The organism is Streptomyces sp. 7-21, from assembly GCF_016741785.1.
Classification (GTDB): domain Bacteria; phylum Actinomycetota; class Actinomycetes; order Streptomycetales; family Streptomycetaceae; genus Streptomyces.
In genome coordinates, this window is the sequence record NZ_JAERRL010000015.1 from 75,035 (window position 1) to 97,437 (window position 22,403).

Here is a 22,403-nt window from a genome sequence, read left to right on the forward strand (position 1 = left end):
GGGTGGTGGGGTGCGTTACTTCATGCCGGAGGTCTTGATGGACTCCGTGATCTGGCGCTGGAAGGTGAAGAACAGCGCCAGCATGGGCAGCGCGGCGACGGTGGCCGCCGCGAGGAGGTAGTTCCACTGCGAGCCGTACTGGTCCTGGAAGGAGGCGATCCCCAGCTGCACGACGTTCAGGTCCTGGTCGTTGGTGGCGACCAGCGGCCAGGCGAAGGAGTTCCAGTTGGCGAGGAAGAAGAACACCGCGAGCGCGGACAGGATCGGCCGGGACATCGGCAGGACGACGTTCCAGTAGACGCGCCAGTAGCCGCAGCCGTCGACGATCGCGGCCTCCTCCACCTCGCGCGGCAGCCCCAGGTAGAACTGGCGCAGCAGGAAGATGCCGAAGGCGTTGAAGATCGCCGGGACGATCAGGCCGGCGTAGCTGTTCAGCATGCCCAGTTCGCGGACGACGATGAACAGCGGGATCAGCACGACGGGCGCGGTGATGAGCAGCGTGGAGAAGATCGTCAGGAAGACGGCCTCGCGGCCGGGGAAGCGCAGCCGGGCCAGCGCGTAGGCGGCCATGGAGTGGAACAGCAGCGCCACGACGGTGATCACCGAGGCGGTGAAAAAGCTGTTCCACAGGTACCGGGCGAACGGCACCTCGGTGAAGACGTAGACGAAGTTGTCGAACGTCAGGTCGTCGGGCAGCAGCTTCCCGTCGTTGACCGTGGCGCGGGTCTTGAACGCCGAGGAGACCATCCACAGCAGCGGGAAGACCGTCGCCACGGAGACCAGGACGGCCAGCCCGATCAGCCCGGCGCGGCTGGCGCGGCGCCGCGCCAGTGCCGCCGCGGCGGACCTGCTGGGCGCCGGGGACCGGGAAGCCAGCGAAGAGATGTCAGCGGTCATCGTCGAACCTCCCGCCGCGCGTGAGCGCGAAGATCACCGCCGACAGCACGACCATGATGAGCACCAGGAAGGAGCCCATGGCCGCGGCGTAGCCGAACTCCCCGAAGAGGAACGCCTGCTGGTAGATGTAGTAGATCGCCAGCGAGGTGCCGTTGGCCGGGCCGCCGTCGGTGAGGACGAAGATCAGGTCGAGCCCGCCGGTGAGCGCGGCCACCGTGGACATCAGCAGCACGAAGAAGCTGGTGGGCCGCAGCAGGGGCCAGGTGACGCAGCGGAACGTCTGCCACGGTCCGGCGCCGTCGATCCGCGCGGCCTCGTAGTACTCCTGGGGGATGTCCTGGAGCCCTGCCAGGAAAATGATCATGTAGTAGCCCATCATCACCCAGACGGTGACGGCGATGAGGGACAGCAGCGCCAGGTCGGGCTTGCCCAGCCAGGACTCGCCCTCGCCGCCGAGGGCCCGGATGGCCTGGTTCACGACCCCGACCTGCTCGTCGAGCATGAACTTCCACAGCAGGCCGACGACGACCAGGCTGACGACGTGCGGCAGGAACAGCATCGTCCGGTAGGCCGAGACGCCCGGCAGCTTCTGCTTCACCAGCAGCCCGAGCCCCAGGCTGACGCAGAACAGCACGGGCACGAGCACCAGCACGTACACGGCGGTCAGCCGCATCGAGTCCCAGAACAGCGGATCGTTCAGCATCCGCTCGTAGTTGCCCAGGCCGACGAACTCGTAGGAGCCGAAGCCGCTGACCTGGAAGAAGGCCAGGACGACGGAGAGCACCATCGGGATGCCGACGAAGACCAGCAGGCCGATGCTGTCGGGCAGCAGGAACAGGACCGCGGCCAGCCATTCGCGGTGCTTGCGGGACAGGCGGCGGCCGCGCGCGGGGGTGGCCGCCGGTGCGGGGGCGAGGTCCTGCGTGCTCATATGACGCTCGCCCCCTGGTAGCTGCGCAGGTAGGCGTCGATGGCCTGGGCGGCGCGCCCGGCCTCGCTGGCCACGTCGCGCCCGGCGAGCATGGTGCCCTGGATGGCGTCGGAGACGGCCTTGTACAGCACGGGCGGGTAGCGCGGTTCGGGCCGCCCGGCGGGGGCGATCTCGTCCTTGAACTTCCGCATCGCCCAGTGGTCGTAGCCGCCCTGCTCGGTGGCGCGGCGGAGCACGGACTCCCGCGGCGCGATGTCGGTCTTGGCGACGGTGCACCACTCGACCATGCGGTCCACGCACGCGTCGTCCATCGTGCCCAGCGCCCACGCGCAGAACCGGGCGGCGGTCTCGGGGTCGCGGCCCTGGGCGTTGGCGCAGAACGCCCAGCCGCCCAGGCACGTGGTGTACTCCCCGCCGGGCGGGGTGGGCAGCGGGAAGACGCCGTACTCGAAGTCGGGCGCGTACTCGCGGAAGTTGGCGACCTCCCAGATGCCGGACTCCCACATGCCGGCCCGGCCGGTGGACATGGCGCCGATGAAGTCGCCGGCGGCGGGCAGCGTGCGGGGGGCGATGCCGTGCTCGACGGCGTCCTGCCACAGCTGGAGCGCCTGGCGGGTGGCCGGCGAGTCGAACGTCACCTCGCCGCCGGGCCGCACCACCTCGCCGCCGCCCTGCCACAGCCACGGGTACCAGGTGAAGTTCTGGTAGTAGCCCTGAGTGGTGTCAAAGACCAGGCCGGCCCGCTCGGGGGTGCGCAGCCGGTCGCCGACGTCGAGCAGCTGGTCCCAGGTGGTGGGGATGTCGCCCTCGGACAGTCCGGCTTCCTCGAAGGCGGCCACGCTGTAGTACATCGCCAGCGGCTCCACCTCCATGGGCAGGGCGTAGACCCGGTCGCCGACCATGCGGCTGCCGAGGTGGGAGCCGTAGTCGGCGATGGCCTCGCGGTCCATGTACGGGGTGAGGTCGGCGAGGACGCCGCCGTTGTAGTAGCGGAGGAAGTCTCCCGGGCTGATCAGGAAGATGTCGGGTCCCTGGCCGGCGGCGAACGCGGCCGGGAGCTTGGTGCCGTTGGTGTAGGTGGAGCCGGGGATGAAGACCAGCTCGACCTTCCGGCGGTGGGTGGCGTTCCAGTCGGCCACCAGCTGCTCGAACCACCGGGCCTGGGCCTGGATGGCCGGGTTGGCGGAGCGCTGGGGCGCGTAGGTGTTCCAGAACTGGAGCGGCCCGTCGCCCGCGCTGGCCGCGCCGCAGCCGGTCAGCAGGGCGGGAGCGGCGGCCGCCGCGGTGGCCGTGCCGGCCGCGGCGAGGAAACGCCGGCGTGAGGGAGATGACCCGGCTTCGTGGTGTGCGCGCATGGCTGTACCCCCGCCGTCAGTCCACTTCGAGTTCCAGCAGGCCCGGGGTGTCCGGCCGGGAGCCGGGTGCGCTGGGCGCGTCGAGGTAGAACAGCGCGGTGCTCGCGATGTCGTCGCTGGTGGGGCGGTAGCGGTGCGGCAGGCCGTTGTGGTGGCCGGGGCCGATGCCGAGGCTCTGCACGGTCACGCGCAGGTCCTGCGTGAAGCGGATGGGATCGGGGATGTGCCAGCGGTACATCCCGAACCGCTGCTGGCTGGCGTACAGGCCGTCGGGGCGCAGGATCTGGTTCAGGCCCAGGTAGGGCGTGGTGTAGGCGGTGTAGCCCTGGCCCGGCACGTCGAAGTTCCAGGCGCCGCCGAAGTAGTCCTCGGTGCCGGTGCCGCAGATGGTGGGGAACTCGTCGTCGCCGTCGAGGTAGAACTTCACCTCGCCCTCGCCCCACCAGCCGGGGTCGTTGACGCCCCACGCCAGGTAGGTGCCGACGTAGTGGCCCGCGCCGGTGACGCCGTCGAGCAGGGTGTGCACCTCGCCGCGCGGCACCGGGTGGCTGCGCCGCCACTGGGCGTGGAACCACGCCTCGTCCTCGGCGACCTCGCACAGCTCGTAGTCCACCTGGTAGTAGAGGGTGAGCTGCTCCGCCATCAGGTTCTCGAGGGTGATCCTGGCGGCGCGGCGGAACGGCATCGGCCAGTAGGAGTTGAAGCCGCCGTTGGGGTTGGCGGCCACGGGCACGGAGGAGACCTGGCTGAAGGTGTTCCAGCCGTTGCAGAAGAAGTCGCCGAGCGGCACCTCGACGGCCGGCTCTTCGGCGTCCTCCCAGTAGATGCGCAGCAGGGTGCCGCGCCAGGCGCGGTGCGGGGCCGTGGTGCACCACAGGTGGCGGATGACGCCGGGACCCTCGATCTCGGCGAGGGTGGCCGTCTCACCAGGGGCGATCTCGATGCTGGGGGAGATTTTCCAGCCGCGGCCCAGCAGGCTCGCGGCGCGGGCACCGGTGCCCTCGGTGGCCATCGCGCCGGCGCCCTTGGCGCCGGTGGGGTTCTCCGCGCTGATCGAGCGGGACACCGCTGCCGTGCGGCGTGACAGACCGTGCAGTCCCCATGCCGTCATCGTTCGCCTCACCTCGTCGTGAAATCGATTTCAAATAGGAGTGTTCGGATCCCTCGTCTGGCGAGGGGTCTTGGGTGAGTTTGCCGCACACATCCCAGGCGTGACGGGCGGGAGCGGCCGAAAATTCAGCTTGAAATCCTTTTCGCGGGACCCTAGGCTCGGCACCTGACCCTGTCAAGACTCCGGTCGCCGGGAACCTCGGGGGAGCGCGCCGCCTCGGACGACGGAACGACGGAAAGGCGACCTAGCGTCCATGACGACCATCAACGACGTGGCCCGCGCCGCGGGCGTCTCCCCCGCCACGGTCTCCCGGGTCTTCAACGGCGGGCGCGTCACCCCCGAGCGCGCCGAGCGGGTGCGGCGCGCCGCGGAGGAGCTGGGGTTCGCCCCCAACCGCGTGGCCCGCTCGCTGCGCACGCAGCGCGGCAGCGTGATCGGTCTGGTCATCCCCGACATCGAGAACCCGTTCTTCACCTCGCTCGCCCGCGGCGTGGAGGACGCGGCACAGCAGACCAACCTGTCCGTGGTGCTGTGCAACAGCGACGGCGAGGTGGACAAGGAGCGCCGGTACCTGTCGATCGCGCTGGCCGAGCACATGGCGGGCGTCATCGTGGCCGCCGCCTCCCGCGACCGCACGGACCTGTCGGCGCTCACCGACCGGGGCATGCCCGTCGTCGCGGTGGACCGCCGACCGCGCGGCGCCTCCGTGGACGCTGTGCTCGTGGACAACATGCACGGCGGGGAGGCCGCCACCGAGCACCTGGCCGCCCGCGGCTACCGCCGCATCGCCTGCATCGCCGGCCCGCCCGGCGTCTCCACCGCCGAGGAGCGCCTCGCCGGCTACCGCGACGGGCTGCGGGCAGCGCTGCGCGCGCGGGACGTGCCGGAGGATGAGATCGACGACGTGCTGGCGACGCTGACGCGCCACGGCGACTACCGCGTGGAGGGCGGGCGCGCGGCCATGGCGGAGCTGCTGGCCCTGCCCGAGCCGCCGGACGCGGTGTTCGTGGCCAACAACCTCATGACCGTCGGCGCCCTTCAGGCGCTGCGCGAGGCCGGGCTCGGCCCGCCGGACTTCGGCGTGCTGTCCTTCGGCGACGTGCCGTGGGCGCCGCTGATCACCCCCAGCCTCACCGCCGTCGAACTGCCCTCCTACGACCTGGGGTGGACGGCCGCCGGGCTGCTCCAGGACCGGATAGCCGGGCGGAAGAAGCCGCTCCAGACGGTGGTGCTGCGCACCGCGCTGCGGGTCCGCGACAGCACGGCCGGCCCCCGCCGGTAGCCGCGCGGGCAGCCGCGGGCCGCACCGGACCGTGTCCTTTGTCAGCGGCCTGGTGCAGACTGCGGGCATGGAGGAGAAGGACGGCGGCCGGGGCGCCCGGCCGGGGGAGGACGGACTGCTGCGGTGCCCCTGGGGCATCGCGCCCGACGACTACCGGGAGTACCACGACACGGAGTGGGGCCGCCCGGTCTGCGGTGACGACGCGCTGTTTGAGCGGCTGTGCCTGGAGGCGTTCCAGTCGGGGCTGTCGTGGCTGACGGTCCTGCGCCGCCGCGAGGGCTTCCGCAAAGCCTTCGCCGGCTTCCGCATCGCGGAGGTCGCCGCCTTCACGGAGGCGGACACCGAGCGGCTGCTGGCCGACACCGGGATCATCCGCAACCGCCGGAAGATCGAGGCGGCGCTGCACAACGCCCGGATAGCCGCCGGGTGGGCCGAAGGGGAGCTGACCGAGCTGATCTGGTCTCACGCCCCGGCGGCCGGAGCAGCCCGGCCCGCGCCCCGCACGCTGGACGACGTCCCGGCGACCACGCCCGAGTCCATCGCGCTGGCCGTGTCCCTGAAGCGGCGCGGCTTCCGGTTCGTCGGCCCGACGACCGCCTATGCGCTGATGCAGGCCTGCGGCCTGGTCAACGACCACCTCGCCGACTGCCACGTCCGCCGGGCGTAGCTGTGCCGTGCCCCCGGCCGCCGCGCGCACCCGGCGGGGTGGGCGCGCGGCCCCGTCACCGCCGCGCCCCGCGCGACGTCAGGGGGAGAGGGAGCCTCAGCGAGCGGGATCGCGAGACCCGCGGGAAGGGCGGCGGCTCAGCCGGTGAGCAGCTGGGTGCCGAGCACGGTGACCAGGGCGAGGCGTTCGGCGTCCTCGGTGCCCGGCTCGGCCGTGTAGACCATGATGCGCAGGTCGCTGCCAGCCACTGTCAGCACGTCACAGTCCAGCGTCAGCGGCCCGGCCTGCGGATGCTCGATCGTCTTGCGGGCCGACTCGTGGTGCCCCACCACCCCGGAGTCCCACAGCTCGGCGAACCGCTCGCTGGCCTGACGCAGGTCGGCGACCAGCCGCCGCAGCTGCTGGTCGCCCGGGTACCGCTCGGCCGCCTGCCGCAGATCCGCGACCAGCGCGGACTCGAACTCCCGCCGCTCGGCGGGCGTCTGCCGCGTCCGGTTGCCCGAGCCCACCAGGTTGCGCCACACCGCGTTCCGCTCGTTGCCGCGCCACCCCGACGGGTCGCCCATCAGCGCCGCGTACGGCGGGTTGGCCACCAGCAGGTTCCAGGCCGCGTCGTAGACCGCGACGGGCGTCTCCCGCAACCGGTCCAGCAGCCGCTGCACGCCTGGCGTGAGGTACGCGGGCACCGTCTCGGGACCGGGCGGCACCAGCCCGGCCAGCCGGAACAGGTGCGCGCGTTCCGGCCGCGACAGCCGCAGCGCCCGCGCCAGCGCCTCGACGACCTGCGGCGACGGATGCGAGGCGCGGCCCTGCTCGAGGCGGGTGACGTAGTCCACGGAGATCCCGGCCAGGAAGGCCAGCTCCTCGCGCCGCAGCCCCGGCGCCCGCCGCCTTCCGCCGGACGGCAGCCCGGCGGCCTGCGGCTGCACCCGGTCGCGCCACCGGCGCACCGCCCGCCCGAATCCCGTGTCTGCCTTGGCCATGACACCAGTGTGCGCGGCTGGGCGCCCGGCGCGCCTGGTACCGCGAGTCCCAGGAAAACGGGACGTCTGGCTGCGCCCCCCCGCGCGGGCGAAGACTGGCGGACATGACGACAGCAACGCAGACGACAGCAAAGAGAATCCTGGTCACCGGGGCCAACAAGGGCCTCGGCCACGAGACCGCCCGCCGCCTGATCGAGGCGGGCCACACCGTGTACGTGGGCAGCCGGAACGAGGAGCGCGGCCGCCGCGCCGCCGACGCCCTGGGCGGCCACTTCGTGCAGCTCGACGTGACCGACGAGGCCTCCGTGGCGGCGGCCGCGAAGAGGATCGAGGCCGACGGCGGCCTCGACGTGCTGGTCAACAACGCCGGCATCGAGGGCCGCACCCCCGACGGCCAGGTCCCCGGCGCCGCCGACCTGACCGCCGAGGCAGCCAAGGAGATCTTCGAGACCAACGTCTTCGGCATCGTGCGCGTCACGCACGCCTTCCTGCCGCTGCTGCGCCGCTCGGCCGCGCCCGTGATCGTGAACGTCAGCAGCGGCCTCGCCTCGCTGGCGCGCGTCACCGAGGAGGGCACGCCGACGTACGCCTACCCGGGCGTGGCCTACCCGGCGTCGAAGGCGGCGGTCAACATGCTGACCGTGCAGTACGCCAAGGCGTTCCCGCAGCTGCGCGTCAACGCCGTCGAGCCCGGTTACACCGCGACGGACCTGAACCACCACACCGGCATCCAGACCGTCGAGGAGGGCGCCGAGATCATCGTCCGCATGGCCCAGGTGGCCCCGGACGGCCCGACGGGCGGCTTCTTCGATGTGAACGGCCCGCTGCCCTGGTGACGCGTTACCGGTCCCTGCCGTAACGCGAGCGAGGCGTCGTCTCCACCGTCACGCCCGGCAGGGCGTCGCGGTTGGTGACGGCGCCTGCCGTTGCCAGCCGCACGTGCCGCAGTCCGGTCAGACCCCGCAGTTCACTGCGGCCGGTGGTCTTTCTGTCCCACAAGAAAAGCCTGCGGAGACGGGGCACGGCACGTGTCGGAACGGTGAGCTCGCCGAGCTTGTCCGCTTCTGCGAGCACGAGTGACTCCGTGCGGGTAAGACGCTCGCCGGATGCCAGCAACGAGAGGACGGCGGTGCTGGTCAGAAGCAGACGATCCGCAGCGCCGCCTCGTACAGTGCCTCCCGGCCGCGGGGCAGGTAGCCGTGGCTGGTGCGGTGCAGGGCGCACATCAGGGGGTTTGCCGCCAGGCGGGTGAGGTACACCAGCGCGCCGATGCGCACCGGCCGGTCCGTCAGGCCGGCGCCGGGTTCGTCCTGCCGGAACAGCCGTTTCACCAGCGGGGCGACCGCGCTCGCCGCCAGCCGCGGCCCGTTGCCGCTCACGTCCATGCGACCCACCCTCCTGCCGCCGCAGCGTACCGCGCCAGCGAAACCCCGCATTGACTTGTCCATGTCTTTGAAAGAGCGAACTGTTTTCCGCCAGCCTCGTTTTGCTCTCGGTGCGGCCCATTGCTAGCGTGAGCAACGACCCTTCGGGGCCTGCAAAGCCGCATGTCAAGCGGCTTATGCCGCCCAATCCCGGGACGAAGGGCACAGGGAAGTGAACATTCCGCGGGTATCGCGTGGTGGGGGACTGGGGGTTGTTGATTTGCGCCCGCGCGATGCCGTCTTATGTGAATTCAAGGGGGATTCGTGGCCAAGAGCCTGATCACTCGTCGCCGCACGACCGTGCTCGCCGTCGCCGCGGCGGCTCTCGCGCTGCCGCTGGCCGCTGCCGCGCCCGCGGCGGCTGCCGCCGCGCCGGCGCCGCAGAGCGCGGTGGCCGTGGCGCCGAGTGCCGAGTCGGCGTCCGAGCAGTTCGTGCTGGACTTCTACAACGAGTACGCCGAGGCCATCCGCACCGGCGACCAGTCCGCCAAGAACGAGCTGCGCGCCACCCGGCTCACGCAGGGTGCCCGCGACCAGATCGCGGCCTACGAGGCGGCCAACCCGGGCCTGGACGGTGTGGTCTTCGCCGACCGGGCGCCGGTCAGCGTGACCATCGAGGGCGCTGAGGGCACTGCCGGGACGATCTGGTACCAGGTCTTCCTGAACTGGGGCGACGGCAGCGGCACGCTGCTCGACGTCGGCTACAGCAACGTCGAGCACCTGATCAACAACGTGCGCATCGTGCACTGAGACCGGACACGATCCGGGCACCAGGAATACGGGGCCGCGCCCGCTCGGGGCGCGGCCCCGCGTCACCGCAGCGCCGCCGAGTGGCGTCAGCGCGTGCCGGGGAGGCGGTAACGGCCGTCCGGGGTGCGCTCGGCGAGGCCGTCCGCAACCAGGCCGGCGAGCGCGCGGGCGCGCTGCTCCCGGTCGTGCCAGACGCGGTCGAGCACGGCGGCCGGGACCGGCACCGGCGAGGTACGCAGCACCGCGAGCAGCTTGCCGCGCACCTGGCGGTCGGTGCCCGCGTACGTCTGCACGCGGCGCGGCTTGCCCTGGTGCGGCGGGCATCCGGCGCGCCGCCAGGCGCACACCGAGGCGATGGGGCAGCCGTCGCACCGGGGGTTGCGCGCGGTGCACAGCAGCGCCCCCAGCTCCATCGTGGCCGCCGCCCAGCGCGAGGCTGTCTTCTCGTCCTCCGGCAGCAGCATCCGCGCGAGCCTGCGCTCGGCGGCGGTGGTGGCGTTCGGCGGGAACTCGGTGCCGCTGACCGCGCGGGCGAAGACCCGGCGCACGTTGGTGTCCAGGACCGCGTGGCGCTGGCCGTAGGCGAACGACGCCACCGCCGAGGCGGTGTACTCGCCGACGCCGGGCAGCGCCAGCAGCTGGTGGTGGTCGCGGGGAACGTCACCGCCGTGGCGTTCCACTATCGCCGAGGCGGCGGCGTGCAGGCGCAGCGCGCGGCGCGGGTAGCCCAGGCGGCCCCAGGCGCGTACCGCCTCTCCGGGTGACTCGGCGGCGAGATCGGCGGGGCGCGGCCAGCGGGCGAGCCACTCCTCGTACACGGGCAGCACGCGGCTGACGGGAGTCTGCTGGAGCATGAACTCGCTGACCATGACGCCCCAGGCCCCGGCCTCCGGCCGACGCCAGGGCAGGTCACGGGCGTGCTCGGTGAACCAGTCGATCACGGGGGCGTGCAGGTCGGCGGGCTGGGCGGGGGTGGTGGGCGTCTGCGTGGTCGTAGTCATGGCAGTGCGATCCTGGCACGCCGAGGGCGCGGTACAAAGCGGGGCGGGCCGCGCGTGTTGGGTGCGTCGCGGCGGTGTCGCGGGGCGGTGCCGGGGGAGCGGCGGACGGGAGGAGGGGAAACGCGGGCACGTCAAGTTGCGTAAGGTTTCCCCGTGGGATCTCTGCGCACTCCTGTCGGGCCGCTGCCGTCCTCGATCTACTGGCGCCGCAGGGCCGTGGTGATCGGGCTCGCCGCGTTGCTCGTACTGCTGCTCGTTTGGGTGTTCAACCTGGGCGGCGGCGGGGGTGATGAGGAGCCGGCGGGCCGTGACGACAACAGCGCGGGTGACGGTCCCGCCGAGTCGATCACGCCGGGGCCCTCGCCGTCGGAGTCGGTGATCGACGAGCGGCCGGGCGGGCGTGAGGAGTCCGGCGACGACGAGGAGGACGACGACGCCTCCGGCGGGTCCGATGACGCCTCCGGCGCAGGCGGCGACGGGGACGAGGACGGGGACGGTTCCCCAGGGGACGACGGCCGGAACGGCTCCGGCGACGGCGCGGGCGGCTCCGGCTCGGCGGGCGGCACCACCGGCGACTACGGCGACCCCGCGGGGCTGCCCGGCTGCGGGCCCGATGACGTGGAACTCTCGCTGCGCAGCGACCGGAACGATTATCCGATCGGCGAGCACCCGCTGCTGCGGCTCACCGTCAGCAACGTCAGCGGCTCCGACTGCCAGGTCGACTTCGGCACCCGCACGCTGACGCTGACCATCGCCAACGCCCAGGACGAGCGCGTGTGGTCCTCCACCGCCTGCCCCGAGGACCCCGGCTCGATCCCGGCCGCCGTGCCCGCCGGCGGCAGCGTCCAGCACACGATCGAGTGGAACCGCCGCCACACACCCTCCGGCTGCGAGGGGCAGGGTTCGCCCGCCGCCGCGGGCACGTACCTGGTCGAGGCGGAGCTCGGCGACCTGCCGGTGGCGCAGACCTCGTTCCGCCTGGACCAGGACTGACCACCGCTCAGCCGGCGGTGAGCACGTAGGTGTGACCGCGCCGCGCGCGGAAGGTGAGGGTGTCGCCGTCGCGCGCGGCGCCGGCCGGGCGGCCGCCGCGGGCATCGCGGATCCGGTACCGGCGGCGGAACACCCCGCTTCTGACGGTCATCTCGCCGGTACGGCCGGCGCGCAGCGCGGCCCGCACCACCTGGCCGTCCCGCCACCGCAGCGAGACGGTGACGTCGCCGCGCGCCCGCAGGCCCGTCACACTGCCGTGCGGCCAGGCGCCGGGCAGCGCGGGCAGCAGGTGGATGGCGTCCGCGTGGCTCTGCACCAGCATCTCCGCGATCCCCGCCGTGGCGCCGAAGTTGCCGTCTATCTGGAACGGCGGGTGGGTGTCCCACAGGTTCGGCAGCGTGCTGGAGCGCAGCTGCCCGGCGAGCAGGCTGTGGGCGCGGTCGCCGTCCAGCAGCCGCGCCCAGAAGCTGATCTTCCACGCCTTGCTCCAGCCCGTGCCGCCGTCGCCGCGCGCGGTCAGTGACACCCGGGCCGCCCGCGCCAGCTCCGGGTCGCGCTGCGGCGTGATCCGCCGCCCGGGGTGGAGCGCGAACAGGTGGGAGACGTGCCGGTGGTCGCTGCCAGGGTCGTCCCAGTCCTCCTTCCACTCCTGCAACTGCCCCCAGGAGCCGATGCGCAGGCCCGGGTCGAGCCGGTCGAGCGTGCCGCGCAGCTGGGCCAGGAACTCCTGGTCCTGCTCCCCGGCGGCCTGGGCCACCGCCGCGGTGGCGGTCAGCAGCTCCCACACGATCTGCTGGGACATCGACGCCCCCGCCGAGAACTCGCCGTGCTCCGGCGAGAAGCTGGGTGAGACCACGAGCGTGCCGTCGCGCGGGTCGGTGACGAGGGTGTCGGCCCAGAACCGCGACAGCGACTTCATCACCGGATACGCGCGCTCCCGCAGAAACGTCTCGTCGCCGGTGAACAGGTAGTGCTCGTAGTAGTGCTGGGCCAGCCAGGCGCCCGCCTCGGGGAACCAGAAGGCCGTGGGCCAGTCATGGACTCCCGTGAAACCGAAGGGTGTGGTCTCGTTGTGCACCACCCAGCCGCGGCTGCCGAACATCTCGCGCGCGGTGACCTGGCCCGGCGCCATCAGGGAGTCGGCGTAGTCGAACAGCGGGGCCGTCGTCTCCGTCAGGTTCGTCGTCTCGGCCGGCCAGTAGTTCATCTGGAGGTTGATGTTGACGTGGTAGTCGGCGCTCCACGGCGGCTCGGCCGAGTGGTTCCACACGCCCTGGAGGTTGGCGGGCAGCGAGCCGGGGCGGGACGAGGAGATCAGCAGGTAGCGGCCGTACTGGAAGTACAGCGTCTCCAGCGACCTGCGCCCCGCCTCGTCCAGCGTGCCGTCCTGGTAGGCGGCGAGCAGCGCGTCCGTCGGCAGACCCGGGTCCGCCGCCTCGCCGAGGCGCAGCCGCACGCGGCCGAACAGCTCCTGGTAGTCGGCCCGGTGCTCCCGCCGCAGCGCGGCGAAGCCCCGGGCAGCGGCCGCGTCGACGCGCGCGGTCACCGGGCCGTGCGGGTCGGTGCCGGAGCGGTAACGCGGGTACCGCGGGGCGTAGTCGGTGGCCGCCGCGAGCAGGAGGGTTACGGCATCGGCGCCCGAGACGGTCACCGAGCCGCCGGGGTTGTCGGTCCGCGTGCCGCCCTCGTTGCACACCAGGACCTGCGACGCGAACCGCAGACCGTTGCTGTCCAGGACGCCCGCGAGGGTGATCCGCCCGCCGCTGGCGGCCAGCGTGGCGGTCCGGTTGGCCCCGGTGGTGACCGAGACGGTGACGCTGACCGCGCCCGGCTGGTCGGCGGTGAACCGGGCGGCGATGACCCCGGCCGGGGCCGAGGCGAGGTACTCGCGGGCGTACGTCACGCCGCCGGCGGCGTAGCGCACGCCGCCGACCGCCTCGGCGATGTCGAGGTACCGCCGGTAGCCGGTCACCCCGCCGGGCCCGGCGGGGCACTCCACCCACACGTCGCCGAACGGCTGGTAGGCGCCGTATGCCGTCCTGGGCTGGCCGAGGCGCTCGGCCACCCACTCGGGACTGGCCCGCTGCTCCTCGTTGATGCGGGCACGCACCTCATCGAGGGCACCGGGCCGGGGTGAGCGCCAGTTGCCGAAGTCGTAGCCCGCGGCGCCCGGTCCGCCGGTCCACAGCGTCTTCTCGTTGAACTGGAGGCGCTCACGCGCGGGGTCGCCGAAGAAGCAGACGCCCATCGCGCCGTTGCCCAGGGGAAGCGCCTGCGATTCCCAGTCGGTGGCGGGGGATTCGTACCACAGGGTCATACCGGGAGTGCCTGGTGACGGGCTGGGACGGCCGGCCGCCGCGGGCGCGGGGGAGGCGGCGGAGGCGGGGGCGGCCGTGCCGAGCGCGGCGGCGGCGCCGGTCACGGACGCCACGAAGGCGCGTCGGGGCAAGCCGGTGTCGGTCATCGCGGGTACCTCGTTCCCGGGAGGGACATCTCGCGGCGGACGGTAAGGTCGGATGTATATGCCGTCAAGGTCCGTGTTTGTGCGGTCTGTTGGGCGTAGCCGCGGGACAGACATCCGATCTTCTCACGCGCGGCAGGGGCCCGCCGCGTGCACGCGGCGGGCCCCTGCGGGTGAGCTGCCGGAGCTACACGGTCACAGGTTCCGGATGCGGATGTCCCGGAAGGTCATCGTGTCCGAGGTGCTGTGAGCCTGGAGCCCGATGTAGCCCGAGTCGTTCTGCCGCCCGTCGGTGCCGGGGTCGTCGGCGCGCGGCGGGGAGAACAGCTGGCCCGGGGCGTTCTCGAACTCGTTGATCAGCAGCCCGTTGCGGTAGATCCAGTAGTGCTGGTCGACGACGCGGATCTCGTAGTCGTTCCACACGCCCTTGGGCGTCGTCCCGGCCTCGCCGTGGTTGATGAGGTCGAAGCCGTAGACGGAGCCGGTCTTGTACTGGTCGCCGGTCGGGCCGTCGTAGATCTGGATCTCGTGGCCGTACTCGATGGCGACCCACTCCGGGCGGTCCTCCTCCGGGTGGTTGTGCACCCTCGGGAAGCGCACGAAGACGCCGCTGTTGGCGCGCCCCGAGGCGGCGTCATCGCGGAACTGGAAGCGCAGCGAGAAGTCCTCGTACTCCGTCTCGGGGAACCACAGCATGCCCATGCCCTCGACGGAGGTGCTGGAGGTGATGGTGCCGTCGTCGTTCAGCTCGAATGCGCCGCCGCCGACGTGCGACCACCGGTCGAAGGACTGCGCGGTGCCGTCGAAGATCTTCTCGTAGCCCTCGCGGTTGCCCGGCTCGCCGACGTCCGAGCGGTCGGCGGCGTCCCTGATCTCCTGGCGGCCCGCCTCGTCGATGACGCCGTCGGCGACCAGCTCGGCGGTCACCTCCCGCACGTGGGTGAGGAACGAGCCGTGGGAGGACCAGCCGCGCTCGTCCTCGATCACCTCGTTGACCGTGCAGCCGTCGGGGGTGACGCGGTTGGGGACGTTGGTCCACTCCTCGCCCACGACCACCAGCGGGCGGCCGTCGGCCTCCGGGCAGGTGGCGGGCTGCTCGCCGCCCCCGCCGTCGTCCGCCACGATGGTGAACTCCACCGTGCCGGGCTCCGAGGAGTTCCCCGCGTTGTCGGTCGCGCGGTAGTGCAGGGTGTGCTCGCCCGCGCTGTGCACCATGACCGGCTCGGTGTACTCCGTGAACTCCTCGCCGTTCAGGGCGTACTCGATCAAGGCCACGCCGGAGTCCGCGTCGGTGGCCGCAAGCGTGACGGTCGCCATGTTCAGGTAGGCGCCGTCGTCGTTCCGCTCGCCGTCGACCGCGGCGGTCACCTGCGGCGGCGTGGTGTCGTCGCCGGAGGGCGCGACGACTTCCACCGTCGTCGTCTGCTCCTCGGAGGCGTTGCCCGCCACGTCGGTGGCGCGGTAGGCGAGGGTGTGCTCGCCCGGCTCGCTGAGGACGATGGGGGACTCGTACGGCTGGAAGTCGCCGCCGTTCAGGGCGTATTCGATGGTGTCGACGCCCGAGCCGGTGTCGGTCGCCGTCAGGGTCACGGTGGCGCTGCCGATGTAGGCGCCGTCGTCGTTCTGCTCGCCGTCGACGGTGGCCGTGACCTCCGGCGGAGTGGTGTCCTCGCCGCCGCCGCCGTCCTCAGTGACGACCAGTTCGCCCTGCATCTGGCCGTGTCCGGGGATGGTGCAGTGGTAGTGGTAGACGCCGGGGGACAGGGTGACCTGGACCTCGTAGCGGCCGCCGTTGGCGTCGTTGGGGCTGGCCATGATGTTGACGCTGACGTCGCTGTTGTAGTCGGGGTTGGACGTCGTGAACGTCAGGGTGTGCGGCATGCCGGTGGTGTTGCCGGTGGCCGCGCTGTTCTCGAAGACGATCGTCGCCTCGCCGGCGACCGCCGTCTGCGGTGCCGACTTGTAGCGGGTGATGTCGTCGTCGGCGGTCCACGTCAGCACCTGCTCCTGCCGCACCTCACCGCCTGAGGTCTGGTCGGCGCGGGCCTGCGGCAGCGTGCCCAGGGCAAGCGCCGCCAGGCACAGGGTCACCAGCAGGGCCAGCAGCCGCGGTGCCGCGGGTGCGGACCGCGGGCGCGGACAGCGCGTGGTCATCGCTCATTCCTCCCTTCTGGTCCTTCTGGTGATCACGGGCGGGCGAGGTCGGCGGGCGCCGGCGTGGGCGGGCCGCCCTCGTAGGTCACGCGCCACAGCGCGGCCTCGTCGTCGACGGTGAAGAAGCCGCGGCCGTAGTCGAGGACGTACAGCGAGCCGTCAGGGGCGAACTTCCAGTCCATCAGGTTGCGGATGCCGCCCTCGCCGGCCGGGATGATGCGGTCCAGGGACTCGGCGTGGACCGGCAGGCCGCCGTTCTCGACCGTGCCGGGGTCCATCACCACGGCGTGGCGCGGCTGGTCGCCGTCGTAGAAGTCGCCGACGAACCACTTGCCGTCCCAGTACTCGGGCCACTGGACGCCGCTGTCGGCGGACTCGTCGTAGCGGTAGACCGGGCCGTTCATGGTGGCCTGGCCGCCGCCGGTCAGCCACGGCAGCAGCAGCGTCTGCTCGTCCAGGTCGTAGCTGGGCACGCCGTTGGCGTCGCGCGGGAAGTCGGGAGCGCCGCCCTGGGGCGAGTACCAGATGTTGTTCGGCGAGGCGGGGGGAAGCTCCACCAGGCCGTCGTTGTGCGGGGACTCGTTCCGGAGGTTGTCGCAGTCGTACCAGTCGAGCGGCTGCGACGGGTCGGGCAGGTTGCGGTCCCGGTAGGGCTGGTTGTTGCCCATGCAGTACGGCCAGCCCTGGTTGCTCGCCTCGGTGATGACGGCGAACGTGTCGTACTTGGCCGGTCCCCAGACGGGGCTGGGTTCGGAGGCGTCCGGGCCGACCCAGCCCGCGTAGAGCCAGTCGGTCTCGGGGTCGATCGCGATCCGGGCGGGATTGCGCACGCCCATCACGTAGATCTCGGGGCGGGTCTTGCCGCCGCCTTCCTCCTCGCCGGTGAAGAGGTTGCCCTCGGGGATGGTGTACGTGCCGTCGTCCTCGGGGTGGATCCGCAGGATCTTGCCGTTGAGGTTGTTGGTGTTCCCGGCGGTGCGGCGGGCGTCCGCGAACGAGACGCCCTCGAACTGCGGCTCCGGGTTGTTGCCGGAGTAACCATCGGAGAATCCCGAGGAGTTGTTGTCGCCGGTGGCGATGTAGAGGTTGCCTTCCGAGTCGAAGTCCATGCCGCCGCCGGCGTGGCAGCAGCTGTGGATCTGCACCGGCCAGGACAGCAGGACCTGCTCGGAGGACAGGTCGAGCGTGCTGGACTCCGGGTCGAACGTGAAGCGGGAGACGCGGCGTTCGGCCATGTGCGTCTCGCGGTCGATCTCGGAGTGCGGCGTCCAGTGCAGGTAGATCCAGTTGTTGTCGAGGAAGCCGGGATCGAGGGCGATGCCAAGCAGGCCCTCCTCGTTCTTGACCAGCTCCTCGCCGTTGCCCTTGTTGCCGAAGACCTCCAGCGAGGCCGCGAGCGACACCTCGCCGGTGGCGGGGTCGTAGACGTGCACGGTGCCCTGGCCGAGCCCGACCTGGGGGTCGTCCCAGTCGGTCACCACGGGGGCGTCCGGTGCGGCGCCGCCGCGGCCGATGTAGAACACCCGGCCGTCGTCGGCGATGTCGAGGCCGTGCGGCTCGCCGATCTGGTCCAGCTCACCGGGCGTGTTGGGCTCGGTGAGGCGTTCCGCCACGTAGTTGGCGTCGATCGTCGCCTGGCAGTCGGCCCGGGTCAGGCGGCTGGTCCACAGCAGCGCGCCGCGCAGGTGCTTGCGGAAGCTCTCCTCCGTGAAGCTGGAGACGGTGCCGCCCATGCCGGTGTAGAACGACCGGCCGCCGTCGTAGTCCCGGCACCAGGAGATCGGGTGGTCCCAGCCCTCGGCGCCCTCGCCGGGCTCGTAGCTGGACTCCCGGACCCGGGCCAGGGTGTGGACCTGGCCGGAGGGGTTGGTCTCCCAGTTGAACCACACGTCGCGGCGGGACCACTCCAGCGGGATGCCGCGGGTGGCCGGGTTGACGCGGTCACCGGTCTCCACGACGGCCGTCTGGACCTCGCCGGTGCCGCCCTCGGGGCGCGCCCCGATCAGCCCGGTGAACCACTCGGACTCCGGCTGCGCGAGCGCCGCGTCGTGCACGCCGACGAAGCCTCCGCCCATCCGGATGTAGTTCTGGAGTGCGGATTCCTGACTGTCATTCAGCACCGCGCCCTCCGCCGAGAGGAAGACGACGGCGTTGTAGTCCATCAGCTCGGTGGGGTGGAAGACGGCGGGGTCGTCCGTCGTCTCCACGTCGAAGTGCTCGTCGCTGGGGCCCTGGGCCGAGATGGCCTCAACCGCCTCGATTCCGGCCTGTGTCCGCTCCGGCGGCGCGTCGGGGCCGTGGAAGACCAGCACCGTGGGAGTCTCGCTCCCCGGCAGCTGGCTGGCCTCCTCGGCTCCCGCTGCGGCCGGGACCGTCCCCAGCATGGTGACCAGCATGGTCACCGCGAGCGCCACAACCTGTGGCTTGCGGCCCATAGCTCGCCCGCCCTTCTCAGGTGACAGCAGCAACGTTCTAGGAAGCTAGACACCTTTTGCCGAGTAGCCAATGACTTTGACCGTGAAGATTGAAACTTTGTCCAAGGGCTGGACAAACTTCGGGCGAGATCTAGCATGAGGCGCCGTCGGACTGAACAGGTGATCGAGGAAGGCGCAAGCACATGCGGCGACCAGTCTTCTCCCGACGATCATTCACCAGCGGGGCCGCCGCGGCGGCCATCGCACCCGCCGGCCTCGCGGCGGCGATCGGACAGGCGTCGCGCCAGCCAGCGGCGGCTCCCGCCCAGGGCGAGGTCCGCCGCATCACCATGTACGCGGAGCCGCTCCCCAACGGGGAGATGGGCTACGGGCTCGAACCGGGCAAGGCCACGATCCCCGGCCCGCTGCTGGAGATGTACGAGGGCGACACGCTCCAGATCGACCTCGTCAACAACCTCGATGTCCCCGTCAGCCTCCACGTCCACGGCGTGGACTACGCCATCGACAGCGACGGCACGGCGATGAACGACGGCGCCGTGCAGCCCGGCGAGAGCCGCCTGTACACCTGGAACACCCACGCCCCCGGGCGCCGCGAGGACGGCACGGTCATCCCCGGCAGCGCCGGCTACTGGCACTACCACGACCACGTCGTGGGCACCGAGCACGGCACCCTGGGCCTTCAGAAGGGGCTCTACGGGCCGCTGGTGGTGCGGCGCCGGGGCGACATCCTGCCGGACAAGCAGTTCACGATCGTCTTCAACGACATGACGATCAACAACCGGACGGGAGACGAGACACCGCACTTCACCGCCAAGCTCGGCGAGCGCTGCGAGATCATCATGATCACGCACGGCGAGTACTACCACACGTTCCATCTCCACGGGCACCGCTGGGCCGACAACCGCACCGGCATGCTCGTCGACGAGAACGACCCCAGCCGCATCATCGACAACAAGATCACCGGACCCGCCGACTCGTTCGGCTTCCAGTTCATCGCGGGTGAACACGTGGGCCCCGGGCACTGGATGTACCACTGCCACGTGCAGAGCCACTCCGACATGGGCATGGCCGGCATCTTCACCGTCACCAACGAGGACGGGACCGTCCCGGGCGACCCGCCCGGCGGCCACGGCTGACCCGCGCGACCGCGCCCCGGCCGCCCCCCGCCTGTGCCCCGCGGGGCGGCCGGGCCCGCGGCCGGGCAGCGGCGCCGGCCCGCGCCGGCTACACGTACCGCTCGAGGATCGACGACTCGGCCAGCCGGGACAGCCCCTCGCGCACGGACCGCGCCCGCGTCTCGCCGACGCCGTCCACCGCCTGCAGGTCGTCCACGCTGGCGGCCAGCAGCTTCTGGAGCCCGCCGAAGTGGTCCACCAGCCGGTCGATGACCAGGCCCGGCAGCCGCGGCACCTTCGCCAGCAGCCGGAACCCGCGCGGCGAGACGGCACTGTCCATCGACTCCGGCGTCGCGCTGTACCCCAGCGCCCGCGCCACCGCGGGCAGTTCCAGCAGGTCGGCATGGCCCAGCGCATCGAGCTCCGCGATCGCCGCACTCACCTTCCGCGACCGCTTGCCGCCCGTCTCCGGCAGGTAGTCCCGCACGATGAGCTGCCGCTCCGGCTCCACCCCCGCGATCAGCTCGTCCAGCTGAAGCGACAGCAGCCGCCCGTCCGTGCCCAGCTCCACCACGTACTCGGCGATCTCGGCGGCGATCCGGCGCACCATCTCCAGCCGCTGCGCCACCACCGCCACGTCCCGCACCGTGACCAGGTCCTCGATCTCCAGCGCCGAGAGCGTGCCCGTCACCTCGTCCAGCCGCAGCTTGTACCGCTCCAGCGTGGCCAGCGCCTGGTTGGCCCGCGACAGAATCGCGCCCGAGTCCTCCAGCACCCGCCGCTGCCCGTTCAAATACAGCGCGACCAGCCGCATCGAGCGGCTCACCGACACCACCGGGAAGCCGGTCTGGATCGACACCCGCTGCGCCGTGCGGTGGCGCGTACCCGTCTCCTCGGTCGGGATGCTCGGGTCGGGCACCAGCTGCACGCCCGCCCGGACGATCCGGGAGATGTCACGGTCCACGATCACCGCGCCGTCCAGCTTGCACAGCTCCCGCAGCCGCGTCGCCGTGAACTCCACGTCCAGCACGAAACCGCCCGTGCACAGCGCCTCGACCGTGCGGTCCATGCCGAGCACGATGAGACCGCCGGTGTTCCCCCGCAGCACCCGTTCGAGCCCGTCCCGCAGCTGCGTGCCGGGGGCGACGGCGCTCAGCGCGGCGCGCAGCGTGGGCCGGTCGCTGGCTGCCATGCGCTCCTCCGGTGACCGAACAGCGGACTTCCTCGACGAACTGGCGGCAGCGCCTCGCGGACACGGATCCAGCGGACGAATCTGCCCTTTGCGCCCACGAGTCTACCGGCGCACCACGCCGCGCCCTCCGCCGATCCGCTCCCCTCAGTCCTCCTCCGCCGCCCGCTGCGCCCGCCGCGCCCGCGGCAGCACCCGCAGCGCCTCGCCTATGTCCGCCACCTCCCGCACCCGCATCCCGGCTGGTACGTCACCCGAGTCCACCGGCACCAGCGCGTGCGTGAAACCGAGGCGGGCCGCCTCCGCCAGCCGCCGCTGCACGCCCGTCACCCGCCGCACCTCGCCCGCGAGCCCCACCTCGCCGACGGCCACCAGGTTCTGCGGCAGCGGGGTGTCGCCCGCCGCGCTGGCCAGCGCCAGGGCCACCGCCAGATCGGCGGCCGGCTCCGTCAGCCGGACCCCGCCCACGGTCGCGGTGTAGATGTCGTTCTTCCCCAGGGCAGGGATGCGGCCGCGCTGCTCCAGCACCGCGAGCACCATCGACACCCGGGAGGTCTCCAGGCCCGACGTGGTGCGCCGCGGCGAGGGGATCTGCGTGGCCACCGTCAGCGCCTGCACCTCGGCCACCAGCGGCCTGCGGCCCTCCAGCGTGACGGTCAGGCAGGTCCCCGGCACCGGCTCGTCGCGCCGGGTCAGGAACAGGCCGGAGGGATCGGCGAGCGAGGTGATCCCCTCGTCGTGCAGCTCGAAGCAGCCCACCTCATCCGTCGGCCCGTAGCGGTTCTTCACGCCCCGCACCAGACGCAGCCGCGCGTGCCGGTCGCCCTCGAAGTGCAGCACGACATCGACCAGGTGCTCCAGCAGCCGCGGGCCGGCGATCGCGCCGTCCTTGGTGACGTGCCCCACCAGCAGCGTCGACATCCCGCGTTCCTTGGACGCCCGGATCAGCGCCCCCGCCACCTCGCGGACCTGCGCCATGCCGCCCGGCGCGCCGTCGATCTCCCCCGAGGCCACCGTCTGCACCGAGTCCAGCACCAGCAGATCCGGCTTCACCGTGTCCAACTGGCCGAGCACGGAAGCCAGGTCGGTCTCCGCCGCCAGGTACAGGTGGTCGCGCAGCGCGCCGATGCGGTCCGCGCGCAGCCGCACCTGGCCCGCCGACTCCTCCGCCGTCACGTACAGCGTCCGGTGCTGCTCCGTGGCGGACTTGGCGGCGACATCCAGCAGCAGCGTGGACTTGCCGACGCCCGGCTCACCCGCGACGAGCACCACCGCGCCCGGCACCAGGCCGCCGCCCAGCACCCGGTCGAGCTCCGGCACCCCCGTGCTCCGGGCCGCGACGCGCTTGCCCTCCACCTGGCCGATGGGCACCGCCGGTGAGGCCACGCGCGCGGCGGCGGCCGTCCGCACCGCCGGGGCGGCGCCCACCTCCTCGACCGTGCCCCACGACTGGCACTCGGGACAGCGGCCGAGCCACTTCGCCGTGGTCCAGCCGCACTCGGAGCAGCGGTACGAGGAACGGTCTGCCTTGCGCGCCATACCCGGAACGCTACCGCCCGCCACTGACAGCCAGCCCCGTGCGGCCGTCGCTCGGATGCCCGCCACTCTCACCCGATCGGGGGAACATCGCCGGTGCGGGTTCGGCGCGCACCCGC

General features: G+C 72.1%; 19 protein-coding genes. 6 read left to right on the forward strand and 13 right to left on the reverse strand.

Annotated features, from left to right (window positions below):
* Window positions 1-15: 15 nt before the first annotated feature.
* Genes JK356_RS18355 through JK356_RS18370 form a run of 4 tightly spaced genes read right to left on the reverse strand, consistent with a single transcriptional unit; the run spans window position 16 to window position 4,294 of the window.
* Window positions 16-897 carry a carbohydrate ABC transporter permease gene (locus tag JK356_RS18355; RefSeq protein WP_201869653.1) on the reverse strand — a complete coding sequence of 294 codons (882 nt, stop codon included), beginning with the start codon at window positions 895-897 and terminating at the stop codon, window positions 16-18.
* Window positions 887-1,828 carry a carbohydrate ABC transporter permease gene (locus JK356_RS18360; RefSeq protein WP_201869655.1) on the reverse strand — a complete coding sequence of 314 codons (942 nt, stop codon included), beginning with the start codon at window positions 1,826-1,828 and terminating at the stop codon, window positions 887-889. The genes JK356_RS18355 and JK356_RS18360 overlap by 11 nt, the downstream gene beginning before the upstream one ends.
* Entirely contained in the window at window positions 1,825-3,183 is a 1,359-nt protein-coding gene (locus tag JK356_RS18365; protein WP_201869657.1) for a sugar ABC transporter substrate-binding protein, read from the reverse strand. The genes JK356_RS18360 and JK356_RS18365 overlap by 4 nt, the downstream gene beginning before the upstream one ends.
* A 16-nt stretch (window positions 3,184-3,199) precedes the next feature.
* Window positions 3,200-4,294, reverse strand: coding sequence for a glycoside hydrolase family 172 protein (locus tag JK356_RS18370; RefSeq protein WP_201869659.1), 1,095 nt, complete (start codon window positions 4,292-4,294; stop codon window positions 3,200-3,202).
* Between the two features lie 253 nt (window positions 4,295-4,547).
* On the opposite strand from JK356_RS18370, the gene JK356_RS18375 reads away from it, so the two are divergent.
* Both JK356_RS18375 and JK356_RS18380 read left to right on the forward strand, forming a co-directional pair.
* Complete coding sequence (locus tag JK356_RS18375) at window positions 4,548-5,576, forward strand: LacI family DNA-binding transcriptional regulator (RefSeq protein ID WP_201869660.1); 1,029 nt, start codon at window positions 4,548-4,550, stop codon at window positions 5,574-5,576.
* Window positions 5,577-5,643: 67 nt separating this feature from the next.
* Complete coding sequence (locus JK356_RS18380) at window positions 5,644-6,243, forward strand: DNA-3-methyladenine glycosylase I (RefSeq protein ID WP_201869662.1); 600 nt, start codon at window positions 5,644-5,646, stop codon at window positions 6,241-6,243.
* A gap of 137 nt (window positions 6,244-6,380) precedes the next feature.
* Here JK356_RS18380 and JK356_RS18385 read toward each other — a convergent pair whose 3' ends face one another.
* Window positions 6,381-7,226, reverse strand: a complete 846-nt coding sequence (locus JK356_RS18385) for a helix-turn-helix transcriptional regulator (RefSeq protein ID WP_201869664.1) — start codon at window positions 7,224-7,226, stop codon at window positions 6,381-6,383.
* A 104-nt stretch (window positions 7,227-7,330) separates the two neighbouring features.
* On the opposite strand from JK356_RS18385, the gene JK356_RS18390 reads away from it, so the two are divergent.
* The gene (locus JK356_RS18390) at window positions 7,331-8,062 is read left to right on the forward strand and encodes an SDR family oxidoreductase (RefSeq protein ID WP_201869666.1); all 732 of its coding nucleotides are present in this window, start codon (window positions 7,331-7,333) and stop codon (window positions 8,060-8,062) included.
* A 4-nt stretch (window positions 8,063-8,066) separates the two neighbouring features.
* On the opposite strand, the gene JK356_RS18395 is transcribed toward JK356_RS18390, so the two are convergent.
* Both JK356_RS18395 and JK356_RS18400 read right to left on the reverse strand, forming a co-directional pair.
* Window positions 8,067-8,300, reverse strand: coding sequence for a hypothetical protein (locus JK356_RS18395; protein WP_201869668.1), 234 nt, complete (start codon window positions 8,298-8,300; stop codon window positions 8,067-8,069).
* A gap of 62 nt (window positions 8,301-8,362) precedes the next feature.
* Window positions 8,363-8,611 carry a hypothetical protein gene (locus tag JK356_RS18400; protein WP_201869670.1) on the reverse strand — a complete coding sequence of 83 codons (249 nt, stop codon included), beginning with the start codon at window positions 8,609-8,611 and terminating at the stop codon, window positions 8,363-8,365.
* Window positions 8,612-8,914: 303 nt separating this feature from the next.
* Here JK356_RS18400 and JK356_RS18405 point away from each other — a divergent pair, with 303 nt between their 5' ends.
* On the forward strand, window positions 8,915-9,400 hold the full coding sequence (locus JK356_RS18405) for a hypothetical protein (RefSeq protein WP_201869671.1): 486 nt from the start codon (window positions 8,915-8,917) through the stop codon (window positions 9,398-9,400).
* A gap of 86 nt (window positions 9,401-9,486) precedes the next feature.
* Here the strand turns inward: JK356_RS18405 and JK356_RS18410 are convergent, their stop codons facing one another.
* Window positions 9,487-10,401, reverse strand: coding sequence for an A/G-specific adenine glycosylase (locus JK356_RS18410; RefSeq protein ID WP_201869673.1), 915 nt, complete (start codon window positions 10,399-10,401; stop codon window positions 9,487-9,489).
* Window positions 10,402-10,554: 153 nt separating this feature from the next.
* Between JK356_RS18410 and JK356_RS18415 the strand changes: the two genes are divergently transcribed.
* Window positions 10,555-11,394, forward strand: coding sequence for a hypothetical protein (locus JK356_RS18415; protein ID WP_201869675.1), 840 nt, complete (start codon window positions 10,555-10,557; stop codon window positions 11,392-11,394).
* A 7-nt stretch (window positions 11,395-11,401) separates the two neighbouring features.
* Here the strand turns inward: JK356_RS18415 and JK356_RS18420 are convergent, their stop codons facing one another.
* From JK356_RS18420 to JK356_RS18430, 3 genes are all read right to left on the reverse strand, one after another.
* Entirely contained in the window at window positions 11,402-13,858 is a 2,457-nt protein-coding gene (locus tag JK356_RS18420; RefSeq protein ID WP_201869678.1) for a glycoside hydrolase N-terminal domain-containing protein, read from the reverse strand.
* Between the two features lie 192 nt (window positions 13,859-14,050).
* Window positions 14,051-16,009 (reverse strand): OmpL47-type beta-barrel domain-containing protein, encoded by a 1,959-nt coding sequence (locus JK356_RS18425; RefSeq protein ID WP_201869680.1) that lies wholly within the window; start codon window positions 16,007-16,009, stop codon window positions 14,051-14,053.
* Window positions 16,010-16,041: 32 nt separating this feature from the next.
* Window positions 16,042-18,444: a ThuA domain-containing protein gene (locus JK356_RS18430; protein WP_374100675.1), complete on the reverse strand. Its 2,403-nt coding sequence runs from the start codon at window positions 18,442-18,444 to the stop codon at window positions 16,042-16,044.
* A 182-nt stretch (window positions 18,445-18,626) separates the two neighbouring features.
* Between JK356_RS18430 and JK356_RS18435 the strand changes: the two genes are divergently transcribed.
* Window positions 18,627-19,580: a multicopper oxidase domain-containing protein gene (locus tag JK356_RS18435; RefSeq protein ID WP_201869687.1), complete on the forward strand. Its 954-nt coding sequence runs from the start codon at window positions 18,627-18,629 to the stop codon at window positions 19,578-19,580.
* An 88-nt stretch (window positions 19,581-19,668) separates the two neighbouring features.
* On the opposite strand, the gene disA is transcribed toward JK356_RS18435, so the two are convergent.
* Together disA and radA are read right to left on the reverse strand one after the other, a co-directional pair.
* On the reverse strand, window positions 19,669-20,751 hold the full coding sequence (disA, locus tag JK356_RS18440) for a DNA integrity scanning diadenylate cyclase DisA (RefSeq protein ID WP_236671531.1): 1,083 nt from the start codon (window positions 20,749-20,751) through the stop codon (window positions 19,669-19,671).
* Window positions 20,752-20,895: 144 nt separating this feature from the next.
* Window positions 20,896-22,287, reverse strand: coding sequence for a DNA repair protein RadA (gene radA / locus JK356_RS18445; RefSeq protein ID WP_201869689.1), 1,392 nt, complete (start codon window positions 22,285-22,287; stop codon window positions 20,896-20,898).
* Window positions 22,288-22,403 lie beyond the last annotated feature (116 nt).

What these genes read in the sequence shown, in the direction of transcription:
- JK356_RS18380 (WP_201869662.1), top strand. Translation starts at nt 5,644, where the DNA reads ATGGAGGAGAAGGACGGCGGCCGGGGCGCCCGGCCGGGGGAGGACGGA.
- JK356_RS18365 (WP_201869657.1), bottom strand. Translation starts at nt 3,183, where the DNA reads ATGCGCGCACACCACGAAGCCGGGTCATCTCCCTCACGCCGGCGTTTC.
- JK356_RS18410 (WP_201869673.1), bottom strand. Translation starts at nt 10,401, where the DNA reads ATGACTACGACCACGCAGACGCCCACCACCCCCGCCCAGCCCGCCGAC.
- JK356_RS18425 (WP_201869680.1), bottom strand. Translation starts at nt 16,009, where the DNA reads ATGACCACGCGCTGTCCGCGCCCGCGGTCCGCACCCGCGGCACCGCGG.
- JK356_RS18420 (WP_201869678.1), bottom strand. Translation starts at nt 13,858, where the DNA reads ATGACCGACACCGGCTTGCCCCGACGCGCCTTCGTGGCGTCCGTGACC.
- JK356_RS18385 (WP_201869664.1), bottom strand. Translation starts at nt 7,226, where the DNA reads ATGGCCAAGGCAGACACGGGATTCGGGCGGGCGGTGCGCCGGTGGCGC.
- JK356_RS18375 (WP_201869660.1), top strand. Translation starts at nt 4,548, where the DNA reads ATGACGACCATCAACGACGTGGCCCGCGCCGCGGGCGTCTCCCCCGCC.
- JK356_RS18355 (WP_201869653.1), bottom strand. Translation starts at nt 897, where the DNA reads ATGACCGCTGACATCTCTTCGCTGGCTTCCCGGTCCCCGGCGCCCAGC.
- JK356_RS18390 (WP_201869666.1), top strand. Translation starts at nt 7,331, where the DNA reads ATGACGACAGCAACGCAGACGACAGCAAAGAGAATCCTGGTCACCGGG.
- JK356_RS18435 (WP_201869687.1), top strand. Translation starts at nt 18,627, where the DNA reads ATGCGGCGACCAGTCTTCTCCCGACGATCATTCACCAGCGGGGCCGCC.
- radA (WP_201869689.1), bottom strand. Translation starts at nt 22,287, where the DNA reads ATGGCGCGCAAGGCAGACCGTTCCTCGTACCGCTGCTCCGAGTGCGGC.
- disA (WP_236671531.1), bottom strand. Translation starts at nt 20,751, where the DNA reads ATGGCAGCCAGCGACCGGCCCACGCTGCGCGCCGCGCTGAGCGCCGTC.
- JK356_RS18370 (WP_201869659.1), bottom strand. Translation starts at nt 4,294, where the DNA reads ATGACGGCATGGGGACTGCACGGTCTGTCACGCCGCACGGCAGCGGTG.
- JK356_RS18430 (WP_374100675.1), bottom strand. Translation starts at nt 18,444, where the DNA reads ATGGGCCGCAAGCCACAGGTTGTGGCGCTCGCGGTGACCATGCTGGTC.
- JK356_RS18400 (WP_201869670.1), bottom strand. Translation starts at nt 8,611, where the DNA reads ATGGACGTGAGCGGCAACGGGCCGCGGCTGGCGGCGAGCGCGGTCGCC.
- JK356_RS18360 (WP_201869655.1), bottom strand. Translation starts at nt 1,828, where the DNA reads ATGAGCACGCAGGACCTCGCCCCCGCACCGGCGGCCACCCCCGCGCGC.